16 protein-coding genes are annotated in these 16,246 nt (G+C 65.1%); 8 read left to right on the top strand and 8 right to left on the bottom strand.

Annotated features, from left to right (window positions below; genetic code table 11):
- Positions 1-188 precede the first annotated feature (188 nt).
- Positions 189-413: a DUF2093 domain-containing protein gene (locus K408_RS0101200; protein WP_024337537.1), complete on the bottom strand. Its 225-nt coding sequence runs from the start codon at positions 411-413 to the stop codon at positions 189-191.
- A gap of 213 nt (positions 414-626) precedes the next feature.
- On the opposite strand from K408_RS0101200, the gene K408_RS0101195 reads away from it, so the two are divergent.
- Positions 627-1,424 (top strand): dienelactone hydrolase family protein, encoded by a 798-nt coding sequence (locus K408_RS0101195; RefSeq protein ID WP_028145770.1) that lies wholly within the window; start codon positions 627-629, stop codon positions 1,422-1,424.
- A gap of 57 nt (positions 1,425-1,481) precedes the next feature.
- On the opposite strand, the gene K408_RS0101190 is transcribed toward K408_RS0101195, so the two are convergent.
- Positions 1,482-2,219 carry an SDR family NAD(P)-dependent oxidoreductase gene (locus tag K408_RS0101190; RefSeq protein WP_024337539.1) on the bottom strand — a complete coding sequence of 246 codons (738 nt, stop codon included), beginning with the start codon at positions 2,217-2,219 and terminating at the stop codon, positions 1,482-1,484.
- Between the two features lie 96 nt (positions 2,220-2,315).
- Here K408_RS0101190 and K408_RS0101185 point away from each other — a divergent pair, with 96 nt between their 5' ends.
- Positions 2,316-3,095 carry an SDR family NAD(P)-dependent oxidoreductase gene (locus tag K408_RS0101185; RefSeq protein ID WP_024337540.1) on the top strand — a complete coding sequence of 260 codons (780 nt, stop codon included), beginning with the start codon at positions 2,316-2,318 and terminating at the stop codon, positions 3,093-3,095.
- Positions 3,096-3,245: 150 nt separating this feature from the next.
- On the top strand, positions 3,246-3,614 hold the full coding sequence (locus K408_RS0101180; RefSeq protein ID WP_024337541.1) for a CsbD family protein: 369 nt from the start codon (positions 3,246-3,248) through the stop codon (positions 3,612-3,614).
- Positions 3,615-3,774: 160 nt separating this feature from the next.
- Here K408_RS0101180 and K408_RS0101175 read toward each other — a convergent pair whose 3' ends face one another.
- The gene (locus K408_RS0101175; RefSeq protein ID WP_024337542.1) at positions 3,775-5,502 is read right to left on the bottom strand and encodes an SGNH/GDSL hydrolase family protein; all 1,728 of its coding nucleotides are present in this window, start codon (positions 5,500-5,502) and stop codon (positions 3,775-3,777) included.
- 171 nt (positions 5,503-5,673) lie between these two features.
- Positions 5,674-7,062 (bottom strand): lytic murein transglycosylase, encoded by a 1,389-nt coding sequence (locus K408_RS0101170; protein WP_024337543.1) that lies wholly within the window; start codon positions 7,060-7,062, stop codon positions 5,674-5,676.
- Positions 7,063-7,265: 203 nt separating this feature from the next.
- On the opposite strand from K408_RS0101170, the gene K408_RS0101165 reads away from it, so the two are divergent.
- A complete protein-coding gene (locus tag K408_RS0101165; protein WP_024337544.1) occupies positions 7,266-8,141 on the top strand; it encodes a UTP--glucose-1-phosphate uridylyltransferase in 876 nt (291 codons plus the stop codon).
- A 121-nt stretch (positions 8,142-8,262) separates the two neighbouring features.
- Here K408_RS0101165 and K408_RS0101160 read toward each other — a convergent pair whose 3' ends face one another.
- Positions 8,263-9,759, bottom strand: a complete 1,497-nt coding sequence (locus tag K408_RS0101160) for a sensor domain-containing diguanylate cyclase (protein ID WP_024337545.1) — start codon at positions 9,757-9,759, stop codon at positions 8,263-8,265.
- A gap of 132 nt (positions 9,760-9,891) precedes the next feature.
- Here K408_RS0101160 and K408_RS0101155 point away from each other — a divergent pair, with 132 nt between their 5' ends.
- Both K408_RS0101155 and K408_RS37455 read left to right on the top strand, forming a co-directional pair.
- Positions 9,892-10,152, top strand: a complete 261-nt coding sequence (locus tag K408_RS0101155; protein WP_024337546.1) for a DUF7662 domain-containing protein — start codon at positions 9,892-9,894, stop codon at positions 10,150-10,152.
- An 11-nt stretch (positions 10,153-10,163) separates the two neighbouring features.
- Positions 10,164-10,412, top strand: a complete 249-nt coding sequence (locus K408_RS37455) for a hypothetical protein (protein ID WP_024337547.1) — start codon at positions 10,164-10,166, stop codon at positions 10,410-10,412.
- Here the strand turns inward: K408_RS37455 and K408_RS0101145 are convergent.
- Together K408_RS0101145 and K408_RS0101140 are read right to left on the bottom strand one after the other, a co-directional pair.
- Complete coding sequence (locus tag K408_RS0101145) at positions 10,409-13,285, bottom strand: EAL domain-containing protein (protein ID WP_024337548.1); 2,877 nt, start codon at positions 13,283-13,285, stop codon at positions 10,409-10,411. The genes K408_RS37455 and K408_RS0101145 overlap by 4 nt on opposite strands.
- 154 nt (positions 13,286-13,439) lie before the next feature.
- On the bottom strand, positions 13,440-14,438 hold the full coding sequence (locus tag K408_RS0101140; RefSeq protein ID WP_024337549.1) for an NAD(P)H-quinone oxidoreductase: 999 nt from the start codon (positions 14,436-14,438) through the stop codon (positions 13,440-13,442).
- Positions 14,439-14,551: 113 nt separating this feature from the next.
- On the opposite strand from K408_RS0101140, the gene K408_RS0101135 reads away from it, so the two are divergent.
- Entirely contained in the window at positions 14,552-14,743 is a 192-nt protein-coding gene (locus K408_RS0101135) for a DUF1192 domain-containing protein (protein ID WP_024337550.1), read from the top strand.
- A gap of 541 nt (positions 14,744-15,284) precedes the next feature.
- Complete coding sequence (gene rcdA / locus K408_RS0101130; RefSeq protein WP_024337551.1) at positions 15,285-15,794, top strand: protease adaptor protein RcdA; 510 nt, start codon at positions 15,285-15,287, stop codon at positions 15,792-15,794.
- 199 nt (positions 15,795-15,993) lie between these two features.
- Here rcdA and rpmE read toward each other — a convergent pair whose 3' ends face one another.
- Positions 15,994-16,221 (bottom strand): 50S ribosomal protein L31, encoded by a 228-nt coding sequence (gene rpmE / locus K408_RS0101125; protein ID WP_024337552.1) that lies wholly within the window; start codon positions 16,219-16,221, stop codon positions 15,994-15,996.
- Positions 16,222-16,246: the final 25 nt, after the last annotated feature.

Below are 16,246 nucleotides of genomic sequence, written 5' to 3'. Positions count from 1 at the left end.
TCGCCATTCAGACCACATTCATCGCAGCGATCCTATGGATTCAATACGACCGAAGGATTCGATGAAATTGAACGATGCCGGGGCCTCGATCTCATACAGCGGGCAAAGCGAAGCGTGCCCCCCTTGTTCGTGCTGGTCTTCGCGTGAGAGCGGGCACGGCGCGTTGCGCCTTTGCCCAATCTACGACATCACGACTGTTTCTGCGCCCCGGGAAAGTGCCGCTGCAGCACCGCGGCGGGCGTAGCGTAGGCCTCCTGCAAATCAACGCTCCAGTACTTCAGCTCGTCGAGCGGGATTCGCGTCCCGGTGATCGCGCAGCGCACGAACGTCCCCGGCGAGATCACGCGGAAATCGCCGTCGAGATACTGCACCTGCGCTTCGCCATGGCCCGAGGGGCCGAACTTGTTCAGCACGGTCGAAAGTCTCCGCGGAAGGCCTCTCCACGTAAGGCCTTGGAGGGGCACGATGTTGATGGGATGTAGCATAGATAGGGTGGATTGTCCGCCCGTCAAATCCGCCGGTTCATGATGTCTTGCCATCGTTTCCGCTTGATAATACCTCGGGTGAAGGCGGGCCGGTTCCGGGGCCTGCTTCGTCAGAGTCCGCGGCGCCTGCCGCCGGCCGCCATGTTCCTGGCGCTGCTGATGTCGGCCGCGTGGGCCGCGCCGGCACCGCAGCCGGTGGACATTCCGATTGCGTCCGGGATTCTCCATGCGCAGCTTTACAAGCCCGAGGGCGCAGGGCCGTTTCCGACCGTGATCGCGCTGCATGGTTGCGGCGGCCTCGGCGGCCACTCCGATCCCGTGTTGCCGCGCTACCGGGCGTGGGCCGAGCGCCTGCTCAAGGTCGGCAATGCCGTGCTGCTGCCCGACAGTTACGGCTCGCGCGAGCTCGGGCCGCAATGTCGCGTCAAGGAAATGCACGTCAAGGCGCGGCGCGACCGCGTCACCGACATCGCAGCCTCACGTGCCTGGCTGATGAAGCAGAGCTGGGTGGCGCGCGACCGCGTCAGCCTGATCGGATGGGCGAACGGGGCAAACGCGCTGCTCTGGGCCGTGCGTCCGCAGAGCGCGGCGCGCGATCTCAGTCCGGATTTCCGCGCCGCGGTTGCGTTCTATCCGGATTGCCGGATCGCGGCGGGTTTGGGATGGAGCACGCGGGTGCCGACGCTTGTGCTGATCGGGGCCGCAGACGACGTGTCGCCGCCGCCGGCCTGCCGTCAGATGGTGGATGGCGCGCGCGGCCGCAGCGCCCTCGCGCGCATCGTGGTCTATCCCGGCGCCGATCACGATTTCGACCGCGCCAGCATGCCGCTTCACGCCGGCAGCAGCGATGCCGCCGCGCCCGAGCGCGGTCATCTCGGCATGGATGCCGAGGCGCGCGCAGCTTCGCAGAAGGACGTCGCGCAATGGCTGGCGCGGTGAGCGCGGCGCCGCAACCGGGCTGATGCGACGCGCAATCCCCGCCACAAGACCGGCACGTTACAAGATGAGCCCGCCATCGACGACCAGCGTCTGGCCGATGATGTAGGATGACAGCGGCGAAGCCAGGAACAGTGCCGCGCCCGCCATGTCGGCCGGCGTGCCCAATCGCCGCAGCGGGATGCGCGCGAGAGCACCTTCGAGCCGCTTCGGATTGTCGGTCGTCACCTTCGTCATCTTGGTGTCGACGAGCCCCGGGGCGATGCCGTTGACGCGGATGCCGTCTTCGGCCCAGGCTTCGCCCAACGTCCGCGTCAATCCGACCGCACCGGTCTTGGAGGCGTTGTAGGCGGGATTGCCCATGGTGGAATGATAGGCCGCGGTCGAGGACACGATGATCAGCGAACCCTTGGAATCCCGCAACATGGAATGGAAACGAGTGGCGCAGGCCATCAGGCTCATCAGGTTGACCTCGACCACCTTGCGAAAGCCGGCCATCTCGAACTCGCCGCGGCGATAGAGCACCGCGCCCTGCGCGAGCACGAGCACATCGACCTTATCGAAGGGCGGCCTGAACGTCTCGATCGCGCCGGCATTGCTGACGTCGAGCTGGTCATAGGCAAGGCCCGTGAGATCGGAGCCCTCCTCCGCAGAATATTCCGTTGCGCGAGCGCGCGTCCCGCAGACCGCGACCTGCGCGCCCCTCGCGCGAAAGGCCTGCGCGATGCCGTTGCCGATGCCGCTGGAACCGCCGACGACCAGCACCTGCTTGCCTGAGAAATCGAGCTCGTTTGCCATCGTGGCCTCCCCTTTTGTCTTGCTTGTTTGACCTGTCTGCGGATCGATGCCAGCCTTGTCAATCATAACAAGAACAAGCACCTCGCGAGGAGACCCATGTCCGACTTCAAAGAACTCAGCCGGTCTGTGAAGGGCCTGACCGTACTCGTCACCGGCGCAGCCAGCGGCATGGGGCGCGCAACCGCGCGCGTGTTCGCCGCCGAGGGCGCGAACGTTGCCGTCACCGATTACGACGAGCAAGGCGCGCATGCGCTCGCCAGGGAAATCGCGGCGAGCGGTGCGTCTGCCAGGGCGTGGAAGCTCGATGTCGCCGACGGCGGCGAGATCAAGAAGGTGGTCGGCGATATCGCCGCGCATTTCGGCGGGCTCGATATCATCGTCAACAATGCCGGCATTTCCGTGCGTGTCGCGATCGACGACGAGGCCTATGAGGACGCCTGGGCCAGGAGCATTGCCGTCATGCTGACGGCGCATCCGCGCATCATCCGCGCTGCACTGCCCCACTTGCGCAAGTCGAAAAGCCCGCGCATCGTCAACATTGCCTCGACCGAGGCTCTCGGGGCCACCGCGCTGCACAGCCCGTATTCGGCAGCGAAGGGCGGCGTCGCGAGCCTCACGCGCTCGCTCGCCGTGGAGCTTGGCCGCGAGGGCATCACGGTCAACTGCATTTGCCCAGGCCCGATCCGCACGGCGATCACTGACCGCATCTCGGAGGAGCACAAGACCATCTACGCCAAGCGCCGCACCGCGCTCGGCCGTTACGGCGATCCCGAGGAAGTCGCGCATATGACGCTGAACCTGTGCCTGCCGGCCGCGTCCTTCCTCACCGGCGCGGTGATACCGGTCGACGGTGGGCTGATGGCGCGGAATGCGTGAGAGCCATCGATCTCGGCCTCTCGCCTCGCGCAGGACCGTTCCCCGCCTGCGCTTTCGCTCCATCCGGGCACGCCTCCTACACTTTCGTAACGACGTGGAACTGGGCTGCTTCTGATCGGTTACCCCGGCTGACCATCGAGGAGGATCATCATGGACACGGATCGGATTGTTGGGTCGGCCAAGGAATTCGCCGGGCGCGCCGAAGGCGCGGTCGGAGACATGGCAGGCGATGCGAAGACACAGGCGTCGGGCAAGGCGCGGGAAGCCGCGGGCACGGTGCAGAATCTCTACGGCCAGGCCAAGGATGCCGTGCGTGATGCCACGGACACCGCGGCGAGCTACGCCAAGGACGCTTACGAGAACAGCGGCGATACCTTCCGCGACGGCTCGAAGGCTATCGCGCAGAAGGTGCAGGACAATCCGCTCGGCGCGCTGCTGGTTGCCGGCGGCATCGGCTTCGCGCTGGCGCTCCTGATGTCGCGGCCCGCCCGCCGCCCGCCGCAGCGCTGGCGCTATTAAGGCGGACCGGAAAGCTCACCTGCTCGTGCCCCGGAAGCAGCGCAGCACCCAGTGATGCGCTGTTCACCCGGGGCCGATTCTTTGCTGAACTGGAAGGCGGCGGAGCCCAGCTCTGCGGCATATCGCAAAGAGTCTCGCGACGCGCCGGGAACGAGATCGACTACCGGAACATCTCCGCCGATCGCCCGACGTTGCCAGGCGGACGCGGGATCGGAGGGCTTTGCGCTGGATTGCGCAGTCCCGGCGGCGGCGCGAATTGACGCGGGGGAGGTTGCGGAGAACCGAAGCCGAAGAAATCCCGAAATGACGGTGAGGCCTGTGCAGGCTGCTGCTGGGGCTGCTGCGGCGGCATCGGCGGCTTTTTCGGCGCGAGCTTCGGCGGCGCGACCGCGGCGGCCGCTCCCGGCGAACCCTGAGCTGGGCCGCCCTCCGGCGTCGTTGCGGCCATCGGCGCATCGCCCTTGGCCTGCTCCCGGCCGACTTCCCGGCGCGGCCAGGCGTAATCGTCAGCGCGGCCGGCAGGCGCCGCAAGCGGCTCACCCTTCACCATGGTCTTCGCAGCGAGCGCATCGACGGCAGCGGGACGCGTCCCGGGACCGCCAAGCAATTGATCGGTCGAGATCGAGGCTGCGACCAGCGGCACGATCGGCCCGGCCAGCGGCCGGGGCGCGGGCTTGCCCGGCTCGGCGCTGGTATCGGGAGTGGCTGGCTCGCTCGGCAGCGCGATCGGGCCGGAGCGGCCCGCGAGCAGGCGCGTAATCTCACGCTCGACAAAGTGCGCGAGCTTGCGCGCGCCGGCCTTGGTGAAATAGACGCCGTCCGAGCTACGGAGCTGACGGATCTGACCCTCGAAGTCCGGGCCCTTCTGAAGGAAGCGCCCCGCTTCGTCGACAAAGCCGTCCCACACGTCGACATAGGTGATCCCGGCCTTGGCCGCGCCTTCGCGATAGAGCGAATTCAGGAACAGCGTGTCCGCGGTGCCCTTGGGGCCGCGAACTGCAGGCAGGCCGACCCAGAGCACCGGCACGCCTTTCGACTTGAGGATGTTGGCGAGCTCCTCGATCTTCTTGCCGTAGAGTTCGACCCAGCGGTCGTCGCGGAATTCGTAGAGCCCGTTGGGGTTGCGCGCCGTCTTCTCCGGCGCTGCGGCCGGCGTATCGGCATTGTCGGCGTCGTCCTGCGGCAGATCGGCATCGGCAGGCTTGTCGTCCGGCTTGGCGGCACTCTCGGCGCCCGGCTTCGTCTCGCCGGGTTTGGCCGGCTGCTTGGCGCGCGCCGCTTTGTCGTGCTTCTTGTCCTTCTCTTTATCCTTTTCCGTGGCCTTGTCCGGTTTGTCGGCTGCGGGCTCGCGGATTGCGGCGCGGTCGTTGAGGCCGAGCATGACGACAATGACATCAGGCCTTTCGGTCTCGAGGATACCCTTCGCGGCGGCCGCCCAGTCGGAGGGTTCACCCCTTGGCTGGTACTTGATCAGGCCCGAATTCGTCCTGTGCTTGCGGATCACGCCCATGTCGGGCTGCTCGACGTAGGCGTCTTCCAGGCCATAGGCGAGCCAGTCGGCCATGGCGTCGCCGATCACCAGCACGTTCTTCTCAGGAATGGTGTCCCGCTTGGTCGGCGTCGGCGCGCGCGAAAAGTCCTGGCGCGGTGCTTGCGGCGGCGGCTGTTGGAACGGTGCGAAGAAATCTCCGCCGAACCAGCCGCCACCACCTCCGCCGCCCCTCGGCGGCGGTGGCGCCGCGCGCTGCGGCGGTCCGCCGAAGCCCGGGAAGTTGAAGAATTGCGCAGAGGCTGGCGCTGCGATCGAGACCAGGATCGCAAGCGCCGTCCCCAGCGCGATCAACGGGCCGGTCTCGGTCAGCGCCTTGAACAGGGACTTCTTCGACATGCGATCTCGGGCACGCGCAATGGGGGATCGAATTTAGCTCGATATAATAACGGAATCAGGCGCCAAGCGGGCAGATTCTCTTGCGGATTCTTCTGCCATGCACCGGAGAACGGCTGGCGCCGTCAAGCCGGCCTGCCGAAAATCCGGTTCAGGGTTACTTTCCGCGCGATTTTACCGCCCGCGGAGCCGGTCCAGCATGTCGGATGAAGCGAATCCGTCCGCGGGCGCCCCGATCGAGGCCTGGAAGTGGCGCAACGCCTCACGGGTCTGGCCGCCGAACTGCCCGTCCGGGGTGCCCTTGTAGAAGCCGCGCTGCGCCAGGAGCTGCTGCAGTTCCAGCCGCTCGGTGCGCGACAGCTCCCGCTCCTGGCGGGGCCAAGGCTGCACGAAGGGTTGCCCGCCGCGCAAGCGGTCGGCGAAATGGCCGATCGCCAGCGCATAGGCCTCGGCCGGGTTGTACTTCATGATGACGCGGTAGTTCTGCAGCATCAGGAAGCCCGGCCCTTGGGCGCCGGCCGGCGCCAGCAGGTAAGCCTTCTGCGAGGGATGTGGGAAGGGCTGGCCTGTCGCCCGCTTGAGCCCGAGCTTTTCCCAGTGCGCGATCGGCATCGCCTTGGAGCGGTCGGCCAGCATGTAGTTGAAGCCCCGGGGCACCACGACCTCGTAGCCCCAGGTTTGGCCCGACTGCCAGCCGTCCTTCTTGAGATTGTTGGCGGTCGATGCAATCAGGTCGGTGGGATTGTCGACGACGTCGCGCCTGCCGTCGCCATCCCCATCCACCGCGAACCGCTTGAAGGCGGTCGGCATGAACTGCGTCGGGCCGAAGGCGCCGGCCCAGGAGCCGCGCAGCTGCTCCGGCCTGAGATCGCCGCGATTGAGGATCTCCAGCGCGGACAGGAACTCGTCCTTGAAATAGGCTTGGCGCCGGCCGACGCAGGCGAGTGTCGCGGTCGATTGCAGCACGCTGCGATCACCCATCTGCGTCGAATAATTGGACTCGATTCCCCAGATCGAGGCGATGATGTAGCGGTCGACGCCGGTGGCCCTTTCGGTCGCGTCGAACTGCGCCTTGTACGTGGCGAGGATCTCGCGGCCCTTGGCGAGACGGTTGTCGTTCACGAGAATGTCGAGATAGTTCCAGATCGACTTGGTGAACTCCGGCTGCGAGTCCATGAGGTCCATGATGCGCAGGTCAGGCGAGAGCCCCGCGGTGAAGCGCTGAAAGTTGTCCTGCGTGATGCCACGCCGTGCAGCATCGGGCCACATCGCCGCGACGCAATTGCTGAAATTGCCGGCTGCCTCGCGGATCGCGGCGGCCGTCATCAGCGGGTGGCCGGAGGCGCCATCCTCGCCGCTCCAAGGCAACGGTCCGGTCTGTGAGCCGCCGGGGCTCGGCGCTGCTTGTGACGGAGCGGGGTTGGGCCCCGAGAAGATGCCGCCGAACAGATTGGACAGGCCGTTCTGCGCCTGGGCGTGCGCGCTGGCCGGCAGCAGCAAGGCCGCCGCGATCATCGTTGCTCCGGCCACAAAGCCTGCCCGCGCTGCCACTGATTGCATCATGTCCCACCCGTCGGCCCGAGAAATCCGCCACAGGAGGCCTGGTTAGCGTTGCCAATAACTTAACAAAGGTGAAATTTTGGTGACGGCCTTTTTCTTAAGTCTGTCGGGGCGAGGCCCCACATCCGCCTTTGTTGGCGGCTGCAAACAGGCTAGCAAGGTGCATTGCTCCGTTCCCATGTGCTCCCAGGTATTCGATCAATCACATGAAGATTCGCAAAGCCGTATTCCCAGTCGCCGGCCTCGGCACCCGCGTCCTGCCCGCCACCAAGGCAATGCCGAAGGAAATGCTGACCATCGTCGACAAGCCGCTGATCCAATACGTCTATGATGAGGCGAGGGAGGCCGGCATCGAGCATTTCGTCTTCGTCACGGGCCGTAACAAGAACGTCATCGAGGACCATTTCGACCGGATGTTCGAGCTCGACACGACGCTGGCCGCGCGCGGCAAAAAGGCGGAGCAGGACATCCTGGCCCAGAACCAGCCCGAAGCCGGCGCCGTCAGCTTCACCCGCCAGCAGGCGCCGCTCGGCCTCGGCCACGCGGTCTGGTGCGCGCGCGACATCGTCGGCAACGAGCCGTTCGCCGTCGTGCTGCCGGACGAGCTCGTGCTCAACACGCCCGGCTGCCTGAAGCAGATGATCGAGATGGCGGCCTCGCTCGGCGAGAAATCCAATCTGGTCGCGGTCGAGGCGGTGCCCGATCACCTGACCCATCAATATGGCATCTGCGGCGTCGGCAAGCGCAACGGGAAGATGTTCGAGGTCGACGGCATGGTCGAGAAGCCGGCCAAGGGCACCGCGCCTTCCAATCTCTCGATCACCGGCCGCTACATCCTGCAGCCGGAGATCTTCAAGATCCTGGAGACCCAGGAGCGCGGCGCCGGCGGCGAGATCCAATTGACCGACGCGATGATCGGGCTTGCCAAGTCGCAGAAGTTCTACGGGGTCGAGTTCGAAGGCGAGCGCCACGATTGCGGTTCCAAGCCCGGCTTCCTGCGCGCCAACATCGCCTACGGCATGAAGCGCCCGGAATTGCGCGACGGGCTGATCGCGGAGATGAAGAAATATCTAGGGCAGTAGCGAGCGTTATCTCTCCACTCGTCATTGCGAGGAGCGAAGCGACGAAGCAATCCAGGCTACCTCCGCGGAGACGATCTGGATTGTTTCGCTTGGCTCGCAATGACGAGGGCGAGAGAGTTCTTCACGCCACCAGCGACAGCTGCGGCAGGCTCGCCACCACCGACTGATTACGCCCGCCCGCCTTGGCGGCATAGAGCGCCTTGTCGGCGGCGGCAACCAGGACCGGCCAATCCATACCCGCATCGGGAACGAGGCTTGCGATACCGCAGGAGACGGTCGACATTGCCTGATCGTCGGACCAGCCCTGCACCTTGAGACGGATGGTCTCGGCGACCTTGAAGGCGTTGGTGGCCGACATGTTCGGCAGCAGTACGGCGAATTCCTCGCCGCCGTAGCGCGCGGCGCAGTCGCCGGCGCGGCTCACCGAATCGGAAATGCAGATGGCGATGCCGACCAGCACCTGGTCGCCGGCCTGGTGGCCGAACGTGTCGTTGTAGGCCTTGAAGTGATCGGCATCGATCATCAGCAGCGCGATCGGAACCTTCTGGCGCATCGCGCGCCGCCATTCAGTGTCGATGACGGAATCGAACTTGCGGCGGTTCTTCAGGCCGGTGAGTGCGTCCGTCGTCGCCATCTCCTCGAGCTTTCGCTCGGCCTCGGCGCGCCTGCCGATCTCGCGCGCGAGCACGAGCGTCGATGCCAGCACGAACAGCGCGAGCGCCAGCACAACTGCGCCGATGCGGTAGGCTTCTTTCTGCCAGAGTTCGAATACTGCGGCCAGAGGCTTGCCCGCCACCACGAACAGCGGTCCGCTGCCGCCGCTGCGGACGTAGAGCCGCGGCGTCGGATCGACCGGGCCCTGTCCCGAATAGGAGTCGCCGGCCCGGAGATTGTCCGCTCTCCAGGTTCGGCGGTCGTTCAGGTTCGTGCCGATGATGTCGAGATCGAACGGCCGCCGCATCATGATGGTGCGATCGCGCTTGAGCACCGTGATGGTGTCTTCAGGGTCGAGGTTCAGACGCTCGAACAATTCGTGGAAGTAGCTGAAGCGGATCGAGCCGGCGACGACGCCGAGAAAGCCGCCGTCGGTATCGCTGATGCGGCGGCTCAGCACGATCGAGTAGGCACCGCGAAACAGCATCGGGCGGCTGATGAAGAGCCCGGCGCCCGGATTGTCGCGATGCACCCTGAAATAGTCCTCCTCGCTCCGATTCTCGGCGAGGGGATCGAGCGTGGACGCGTCGATGGTCAGCCGGCCCTCGGCATCGAAGACCTGAATGGCACCGAAATGCTTGGCCGTCGTCGCATGGTCGAACAGGATCAGGTGGCGGATCGTCTTGGAAACAGTCGCGAGCTCGGGCAGCAGCATGTTGCTGGCGACCGCCTTCAGCGACAGGTCGTAGATCTCGACGTTCCGGTTCACGTCGGATTCGATGGTGGTCGCGAGGTTCTCCAGCGTCTGGCGGGCGAGCGCCTCCTCGCCCCGGCGCATGTCGAGCATGACGTTGACGCAAATGGCGGAAAAGCCGATCACCGTCACCACGGACGATATGATCAGCAGTTTCGCTGAAATCCGCCACGGCTGGCGGGCCATGACGTCGCGCCATCCAGACAGCATCGTTTGCTCCCGGACATAGTGGATGCGCCCGAAAGCTTGAGTAGTGTTTAAGGTAGGACGGCGCTGCCGCAATGAGTTAAGAATCGGTTTATGCGACGCACGGTTTTGAGCAGCTGATGTGAGAGGACAATCGTGAACGACTATCTCGCGTTGCGCGACTATCTGCTGCGGCAGAAGCAGGAGGAGTTTGTGCTGAGCTTCGAGCAGATCGAGGAGATCATCGGCGCGGCGCTGCCGCGCGCGGCGCAGCGCGCCTCCTGGTGGGACAGCCTGCGCAGCCCCGACATCCAGATGCCGCAACGCGAAGCGTGCCTTGCCGCGGGCTTCGTGGCGACGCGCATGCCCGATGGCGAGAGCGTGAGGTTCAGGAAGCAGAAGTCGAAGAAGCGGTGAGGCCGCGCCGCATGATCCTGCGCTGGCTTGGTGGGATCCTTGGCGCAGCGCTGATCGGGTTGGGCATGCTGTCAGCGCTCGCCTTCGAATCCCGCTATTGGCGTTGGCGCGACTGCTTCAACGAACTCGGCCGGTGCTACGACCCGGTCTCGCAGGACGTCTACCTCGAGCAAGCGGGGTTGGTGTGGGGCGGTCTTGCGGTGGTCTCGCTGCTGCTGGGGCTTGGACTGCTGATGAGTCTGCGGCGCAGACAGAGCTAGCTCGCCGCTTCGAGCCGCACTTCCGTCAGCAGGCGCATCGCGGCATCGGCGTCCATCGGCTCGCCAAAAGCGAAACCTTGCGCGTATTCGCAGCCCATCTGGTAGAGCTCGACGGCGTCGGAATCGGTCTCGGCGCCTTCCGCCACCACGTCCATTCCAAGATCGTGCGCGAGCGCGATGATCGATTTCAGGATCACCGGGCGGGTGCCGCGGCTGGTGGTGCGCACGAAGGACTGGTCGATCTTGATGGTGTCGAACGGGAAGCGCTGCAGATAGGCCAGCGAGGAATGGCCGGTGCCGAAATCGTCGAGCGACAGCCCCGTGCCGAGCTCGCGGATTCGCGTCAGCATCTGCGCGGCGTGCTCCGGATTCTCCATCACCAGCGATTCCGTCAATTCGAGCTTCAGCGTGCCGCGCGCAACCGAGGAGCGCGACAGCACGGTACGGATGTCGTGGATCAGGTCGTGGCGCAGCAATTGCCGCGAAGAGACGTTGACCGAGGCGAAGATCGGGTCGCGCGAGCGCATCGCGCGTTGCCAGATCGAGAGCTGCTTGGCGGTCTGGTCGAGCACGAACATGCCGAGGTCGACGATCAGGCCGGTCTCTTCGGCGATGGTGATGAATTCCGACGGTGCCATGCGCCCGAGCTTCGGATGATCCCAGCGCGCCAGGGCCTCGAAGCCGGCGATCGAGCGATCCTCCAGCCGCACGATCGGCTGGTACAGGATGGTGATCTCCTGCCGCTCGATGGCCCGGCGCAGCTCGCTCTCCAGGGTCAGGCGATCGGTCTTCCGTGCGCGCATCGCGGGCTTGTAGACGTCGATGCGGTCGCCGCCGATGCGCTTGGAATGATACATCGCCAGCTCGGCGTCCTTGATGATCTCGTCCGTCAGCTGAACCTGGGGATCGGAGAGCGCGAGGCCGATCGAGGCGGTGAGGAAGATCTCCCGGTCGTTGAAGGCGATCGGCGCGCGGATGGTCTTGCGGATGGTCTCGGCGAAGGCGGTGATGCGCGCCGGGTCCTGCTCCGAGAGCAGGATCAGGCCGAACTGGTCGCCGGCCATCCGGGCCAGCGTGTCCTGCGGCTTCAGGATGCGGGTGAGGCGGCGGGCCAGCGTCAGCAGAATGGAATCGCCGACCGCAATGCCGACGGAATCGTTGACCTGCTTGAAACGGTCGAGGTCGATCACCATCAGCGTCGGCCGCAGCGTCGGCATGGTCTTGGCGAAGTTGGCGACGGCACCCAACCGGTCCATGAACAGCTTGCGGTTGGGCAGGCCGGTGAGGTTGTCGTGCACGGAATCGTGCAGCAGGCGCTCCTCGGCGTTGCGCAATTCCGTGACGTCGGTGAGCGTGCCGACGACGCGCGAGACCTCGCCGTCCGAGCCGACCACGGGCCGGGCCTTCAGTGCGAACCACATGAAATGACCGTCCGGCGTGCGCAGGCGGAAATCCTGCACCAGCCGGCCGCGGCGCTGGTCGAGCACGCTGTCGAGCGCGGCGCGGAAACGATCCTGGTCGAGCGGATGCAGCACCTCGAGCCATGAGGCTGCAGGACCTTCGAGCGTGCCGCGCTTCAGTCCAAGCAGGGCTTCGGTCTCGGGGCTGGTGAAGACCTTATCGGCAGACACGTCCCAGTCCCAGATCAGATCGCCGGAGCCGGCCAGCGCCAGCGCCCGGCGCTCGATGTCGGAGACGATGCCGGTGGTGGCGCCGCCGCCGGCGAAAGCGTGCTGCATCACGGTGAATCCGATCAGCATCACGATCAGCACGAGGCCGCCGAGCAGGGCCGGGCCGACGATGTCGTTGGTGACGGAGCCGGCCACCGTCATGCCGGCGGCGGCCACCCAGACCACCAGGAGGAACCAGGTCGGGATCAAGAGCACCGCACGGTCGAAGCCGTGGGTGGAGAGATAGACGATCAGCGCGAAGCCGGCGAAGGCGATCAGCACCAGCGAAATACGCGCGATGCCGGAGGCCACCGCCGGATCGAACAGCGCGAGCGCCACCAGCGAGCCGAGAAAGGCGAGCCAGCCGATCGTGATGTGCGAATAGCGCACGTGCCAGCGGCTGAGATTGAGATATGCGAACAGGAACACGAGCAGCGTTGCCGCCAGGATCGCTTCGCCCGCCGCGCGCCAGATGCGCTCGGCGTTGTTCGACATGTCGAGCACTTTGCCCCAGAAGCCGAAATCGACGCCGATATAGACCAGCACCGCCCAGGCCAGCGCTGCGGCGGCCGGGAACATGATGCTGCCCTTCACCACGAACAGGATGGTCAGCACCAGCGCGAGCAAGCCAGAGATGCCGATCACGATGCCCTGGTAGAGCGTGAACGAGTTGACCTTGTCCTTGTAGGCTTCCGGCTCCCACAGATAAAGCTGTGGCAGCTTGTCGGTGCGCAGCTCCGCGACGAAGGTGACGACGGCGCCGGGGTCGAGCGTGATGCGGAACACGTCCGCGGTGGCGCTTTCCTGACGTTCCGGCCGATCGCCGATCGAGGGCGTGATGGTCGCGATGCGCGACAGGCCGAGGTCGGGCCACAGCAGCCCGGAGGAGACGATGCGATAGTGCGGTGCGACGATCAGGCGGTCGAGCTGGTCGTCGGTGTTGTTGGCGAGCGCGAACACCACCCAGTTCTGCCCGCCTTCGCGCGCGCGCACCTCGATGCGGCGGACGATGCCGTCGGTGCCGGGCGCGGTGGAGACCTGGATGCGGTCGGCATCGCTGCGCTGATGCTCGAGCACGCCGGTGAGGTCGATCGCGGGCGCGTCGCTACGGACGCTGACGGCGTCGAGCGCGCGCGCGGGATACGCGGCGACAAGAATCATGAGGCCCAGCGCGATGGGCGCGAGGCACCTGATCAGACGCAAGGCCAGTTCTCCGCGTTCGACGCAAACTCTTCAGTGCAAGGCGAATCTAAAAGGCGATATCGGACCGGGACGGAAGTGGTCCGGTGCGTCGCGATAGATGCCACGAAAGCGAGGGAAATCAAAGGGTTTCCGCCCTGCCCGCTGGGCCGATGGCCTAGACCTCCAACACAATTTTGCCAATATGTGCGCTCGTCTCCATGCGCCGGTGAGCATCCGCCGCCTTTTCCAGCGGGAAAGTGCTGTCCATGACCGGCTTGATGCGGCCTTCGCGCAAGAGCGGCATCACTTTCTCTTCGATCGCAGCCACCATCGCCGCCTTGTCCGCATTACTACGGGGGCGCAGAGTCGAGCCGGTATGGGTCAGGCGCTTGACCATCACCTTGGCGATGTTGACGCTGACCTTCGGGCCGTTGAGGGTCGCGATCTGGACGATGCGGCCGTCGACCGCCGCAGCATCATAGTTGCGATCGACATAGTCGCCGGCGACCATGTCGAGGATCAGGTTGACACCAACGTTGTTGGTCTCAGCCTTGACCACGGCGACGAAATCCTCGGTCTTGTAATTGATGGCGCGGTCGGCACCCAGCTTGAGGCAGGCGTCGATCTTGTCCTGCGATCCCACCGTGACGAACACCTTCGCGCCGAATGCCTTGGCAAGCTGGATCGCCATGGTGCCGATGCCGGAGGAGCCGCCATGGATCAGCAGCGTCTCGCCGGCCTTGAGGCCGCCGCGCTCGAACACGTTGTGCCAGACCGTCATCAGGGTTTCCGGCAGCGCGCCGGCCTCCTTGATCGACAGTGCCGGCGGCACGCTCATCGCCTGGGCATCCTGGGCGATGCAGTACTGCGCATAGCCGCCGCCGGCGACCAGCGACATCACCTTGTCGCCGATCTTGTGCCGCTTGGCATTGCTGCCGACCGTGACCACTTCGCCCGCAATCTCCAGGCCTGGCAAGTCGCTGGCGCCGGGCGGCGGCGGATAGGCACCGGAGCGCTGCGCCACGTCGGGCCGGTTGACGCCGGCAGCCTCGACCTTGACCAGGATCTCGTCGGGACCGGGCTGCGGCAGCGCCCGTTGTTCCGGCACCAGCACCTCCGGTCCGCCGGGCTTGGAGATGGCGACCACGGTCATTTGCGCGGGCAGCTTGTCCATGATGTGTCCTTGGGCAAAGGTGCGGGATGAAAGCGAGGCCCTTGCTTAGCCAGCGCCATCCAAGCTGGCAACCGCCTCGGTCATGGTCCGGCGCGAACGCAGGAGGAACGAGGATGCCGATCGAAGACGACGACCGCCCGCGCAAGAAGATCAGCCATGAAATCGGTCAAGATCTCTCGCTGTTGTCAGTCGAGGAACTGACCGAACGCGTCATGCTGCTCAAGACCGAGATCGCACGACTGGAAGAAGCGGCCGCAAAGAAGCGCGCCTCACGCGATGCGGCGAACAGTATTTTCAAGTCGTAATCTCTTCACAGTCATTCCGGGGCGGCGCGTCGGCGCCGAGCCCGGAATCCATCACCCCAGGAAATCGAAACGGGCACCTGACAAGGCGGGCCGCTGCATCCACTCGTGATTATGGATTCCGGGCTCGCGACGGCGTCGCGCCCCGGAATGACAGTGATAGCGTTCGTGCCGCACTGCGTTGGAGCGCAAGACCTCGGCTCGGCCACTGGCCGACATGGCTAACGAAGTCTCAAAAAATTAGCTCGTTTACTTCGAATTAAGCTTTCGGGTTTATGACTGGAACTGTCCTCGTTTGGACACCGAGTGGCTCCTGTCCACTCTGTTTGACGCCTCCCTGTTATCAACTTTCAAAGCCGCCGGTCTTCCGGCGGCTCTTTTTTGCGTTTTTGCATCTCGTTGCGGTTGAATTCCCGGGGAGCGACCCGCGGAAACCATATCTGCGCTTGTCACTGGACTCCGCGTCCCGCTCGCGCAATGATTTGTTTATCATAAGCCGGCGCCAAAGCCGGACAGTCAAACAGTTGCGTAAGAGGCGTTAACCATGGAACGTTTGCAGGCCGACGGCGCTCTCGTTCAACTCAGCGAGCGGTTCACCAACTCTGCAGCCTTCGGCAACCTGTTCCGTGAGGGCATGGACCTCGTCGAGGAAACCGCTGCCTATCTCGACGGCGCCGGCCGCATCGAAGCCAAGGCGCTCGATCGCGCCGTCAGCCTGACCTACGCGACAGAGAGCATGCGCCTCACCACGCGTCTGATGCAGCTCGCCTCGTGGCTGCTGCTGCATCGCGCCGTGAAGGAGGGCGAGATGACGCTGAGCCAGGCCAACCGCGAGAAGACCAAGGTCAAGCTCACCGCCGCCGATCCCGGTCCCGCCGACACCATCGAGAAGCTGCCCTCCCAGCTCCAGGACCTGATCCATCGCTCGATGAGCCTGCAGACCCGCGTGCGCCGCCTCGACAGCACGATCCACACCCCGCCGACCGAGCATGCAGCGATCGGCAACCCTCTGGTGCCGCAACTCAACGCGCTGAAGGCCGCGTTCGAGCGGTAGCGTCTGTCCGTCGCCATTGCGAGCGCGCGAAGCAATCCGGAAATCCCTCTGCGGAGGAAGTGTGGATTGCTTCGCCGCATCAGCGCAAATTGCTCCGCAATTTTGTTTGTCGCGAGCTCCTCGCGATGACGCCGGCCCCAAAACAAAAACGCCCCTGATTTCCTCAGGGGCGTTTTTCGTCTCCAGCCTTGCGGCCGGCTCAGTCCTTTTTGAGAAAGCCCGAAAACTTCTTCTGGAAGCGCGAGACGCGGCCGCCGCGGTCCATGATCTGCGCGGAGCCGCCGGTCCAGGCCGGGTGCGACTTCGGGTCGATATCGAGGTTCAGCGTGTCGCCTTCCTTGCCCCAGGTCGAGCGGGTCAGGTACTCGGTTCCGTCGGTCATGACGACTTTAATCGTATGATAATCTGGATGAATTTCGGCTTTCATGGCAATTCCTCGGCGCTCCGGCGCC

Source organism: Bradyrhizobium sp. in8p8, assembly GCF_000426845.1.
GTDB lineage: Bacteria > Pseudomonadota > Alphaproteobacteria > Rhizobiales > Xanthobacteraceae > Bradyrhizobium > Bradyrhizobium japonicum_C.
Note: the sequence above shows the minus strand (reverse complement) of the source record. Positions and strands in the feature narration are given on the sequence as shown.

Coding starts and splice junctions, on each gene's coding strand:
- K408_RS0101160 (WP_024337545.1), bottom strand. CDS start 9,759: ATGCTGTCTGGATGGCGCGACGTCATGGCCCGCCAGCCGTGGCGGATT.
- K408_RS0101140 (WP_024337549.1), bottom strand. CDS start 14,438: ATGGACAAGCTGCCCGCGCAAATGACCGTGGTCGCCATCTCCAAGCCC.
- K408_RS0101175 (WP_024337542.1), bottom strand. CDS start 5,502: ATGTCGAAGAAGTCCCTGTTCAAGGCGCTGACCGAGACCGGCCCGTTG.
- rpmE (WP_024337552.1), bottom strand. CDS start 16,221: ATGAAAGCCGAAATTCATCCAGATTATCATACGATTAAAGTCGTCATG.
- K408_RS37455 (WP_024337547.1), top strand. CDS start 10,164: ATGATCCTGCGCTGGCTTGGTGGGATCCTTGGCGCAGCGCTGATCGGG.
- K408_RS0101180 (WP_024337541.1), top strand. CDS start 3,246: ATGGACACGGATCGGATTGTTGGGTCGGCCAAGGAATTCGCCGGGCGC.
- K408_RS0101170 (WP_024337543.1), bottom strand. CDS start 7,062: ATGATGCAATCAGTGGCAGCGCGGGCAGGCTTTGTGGCCGGAGCAACG.
- K408_RS0101165 (WP_024337544.1), top strand. CDS start 7,266: ATGAAGATTCGCAAAGCCGTATTCCCAGTCGCCGGCCTCGGCACCCGC.
- K408_RS0101135 (WP_024337550.1), top strand. CDS start 14,552: ATGCCGATCGAAGACGACGACCGCCCGCGCAAGAAGATCAGCCATGAA.
- K408_RS0101195 (WP_028145770.1), top strand. CDS start 627: ATGTTCCTGGCGCTGCTGATGTCGGCCGCGTGGGCCGCGCCGGCACCG.
- rcdA (WP_024337551.1), top strand. CDS start 15,285: ATGGAACGTTTGCAGGCCGACGGCGCTCTCGTTCAACTCAGCGAGCGG.
- K408_RS0101190 (WP_024337539.1), bottom strand. CDS start 2,219: ATGGCAAACGAGCTCGATTTCTCAGGCAAGCAGGTGCTGGTCGTCGGC.
- K408_RS0101185 (WP_024337540.1), top strand. CDS start 2,316: ATGTCCGACTTCAAAGAACTCAGCCGGTCTGTGAAGGGCCTGACCGTA.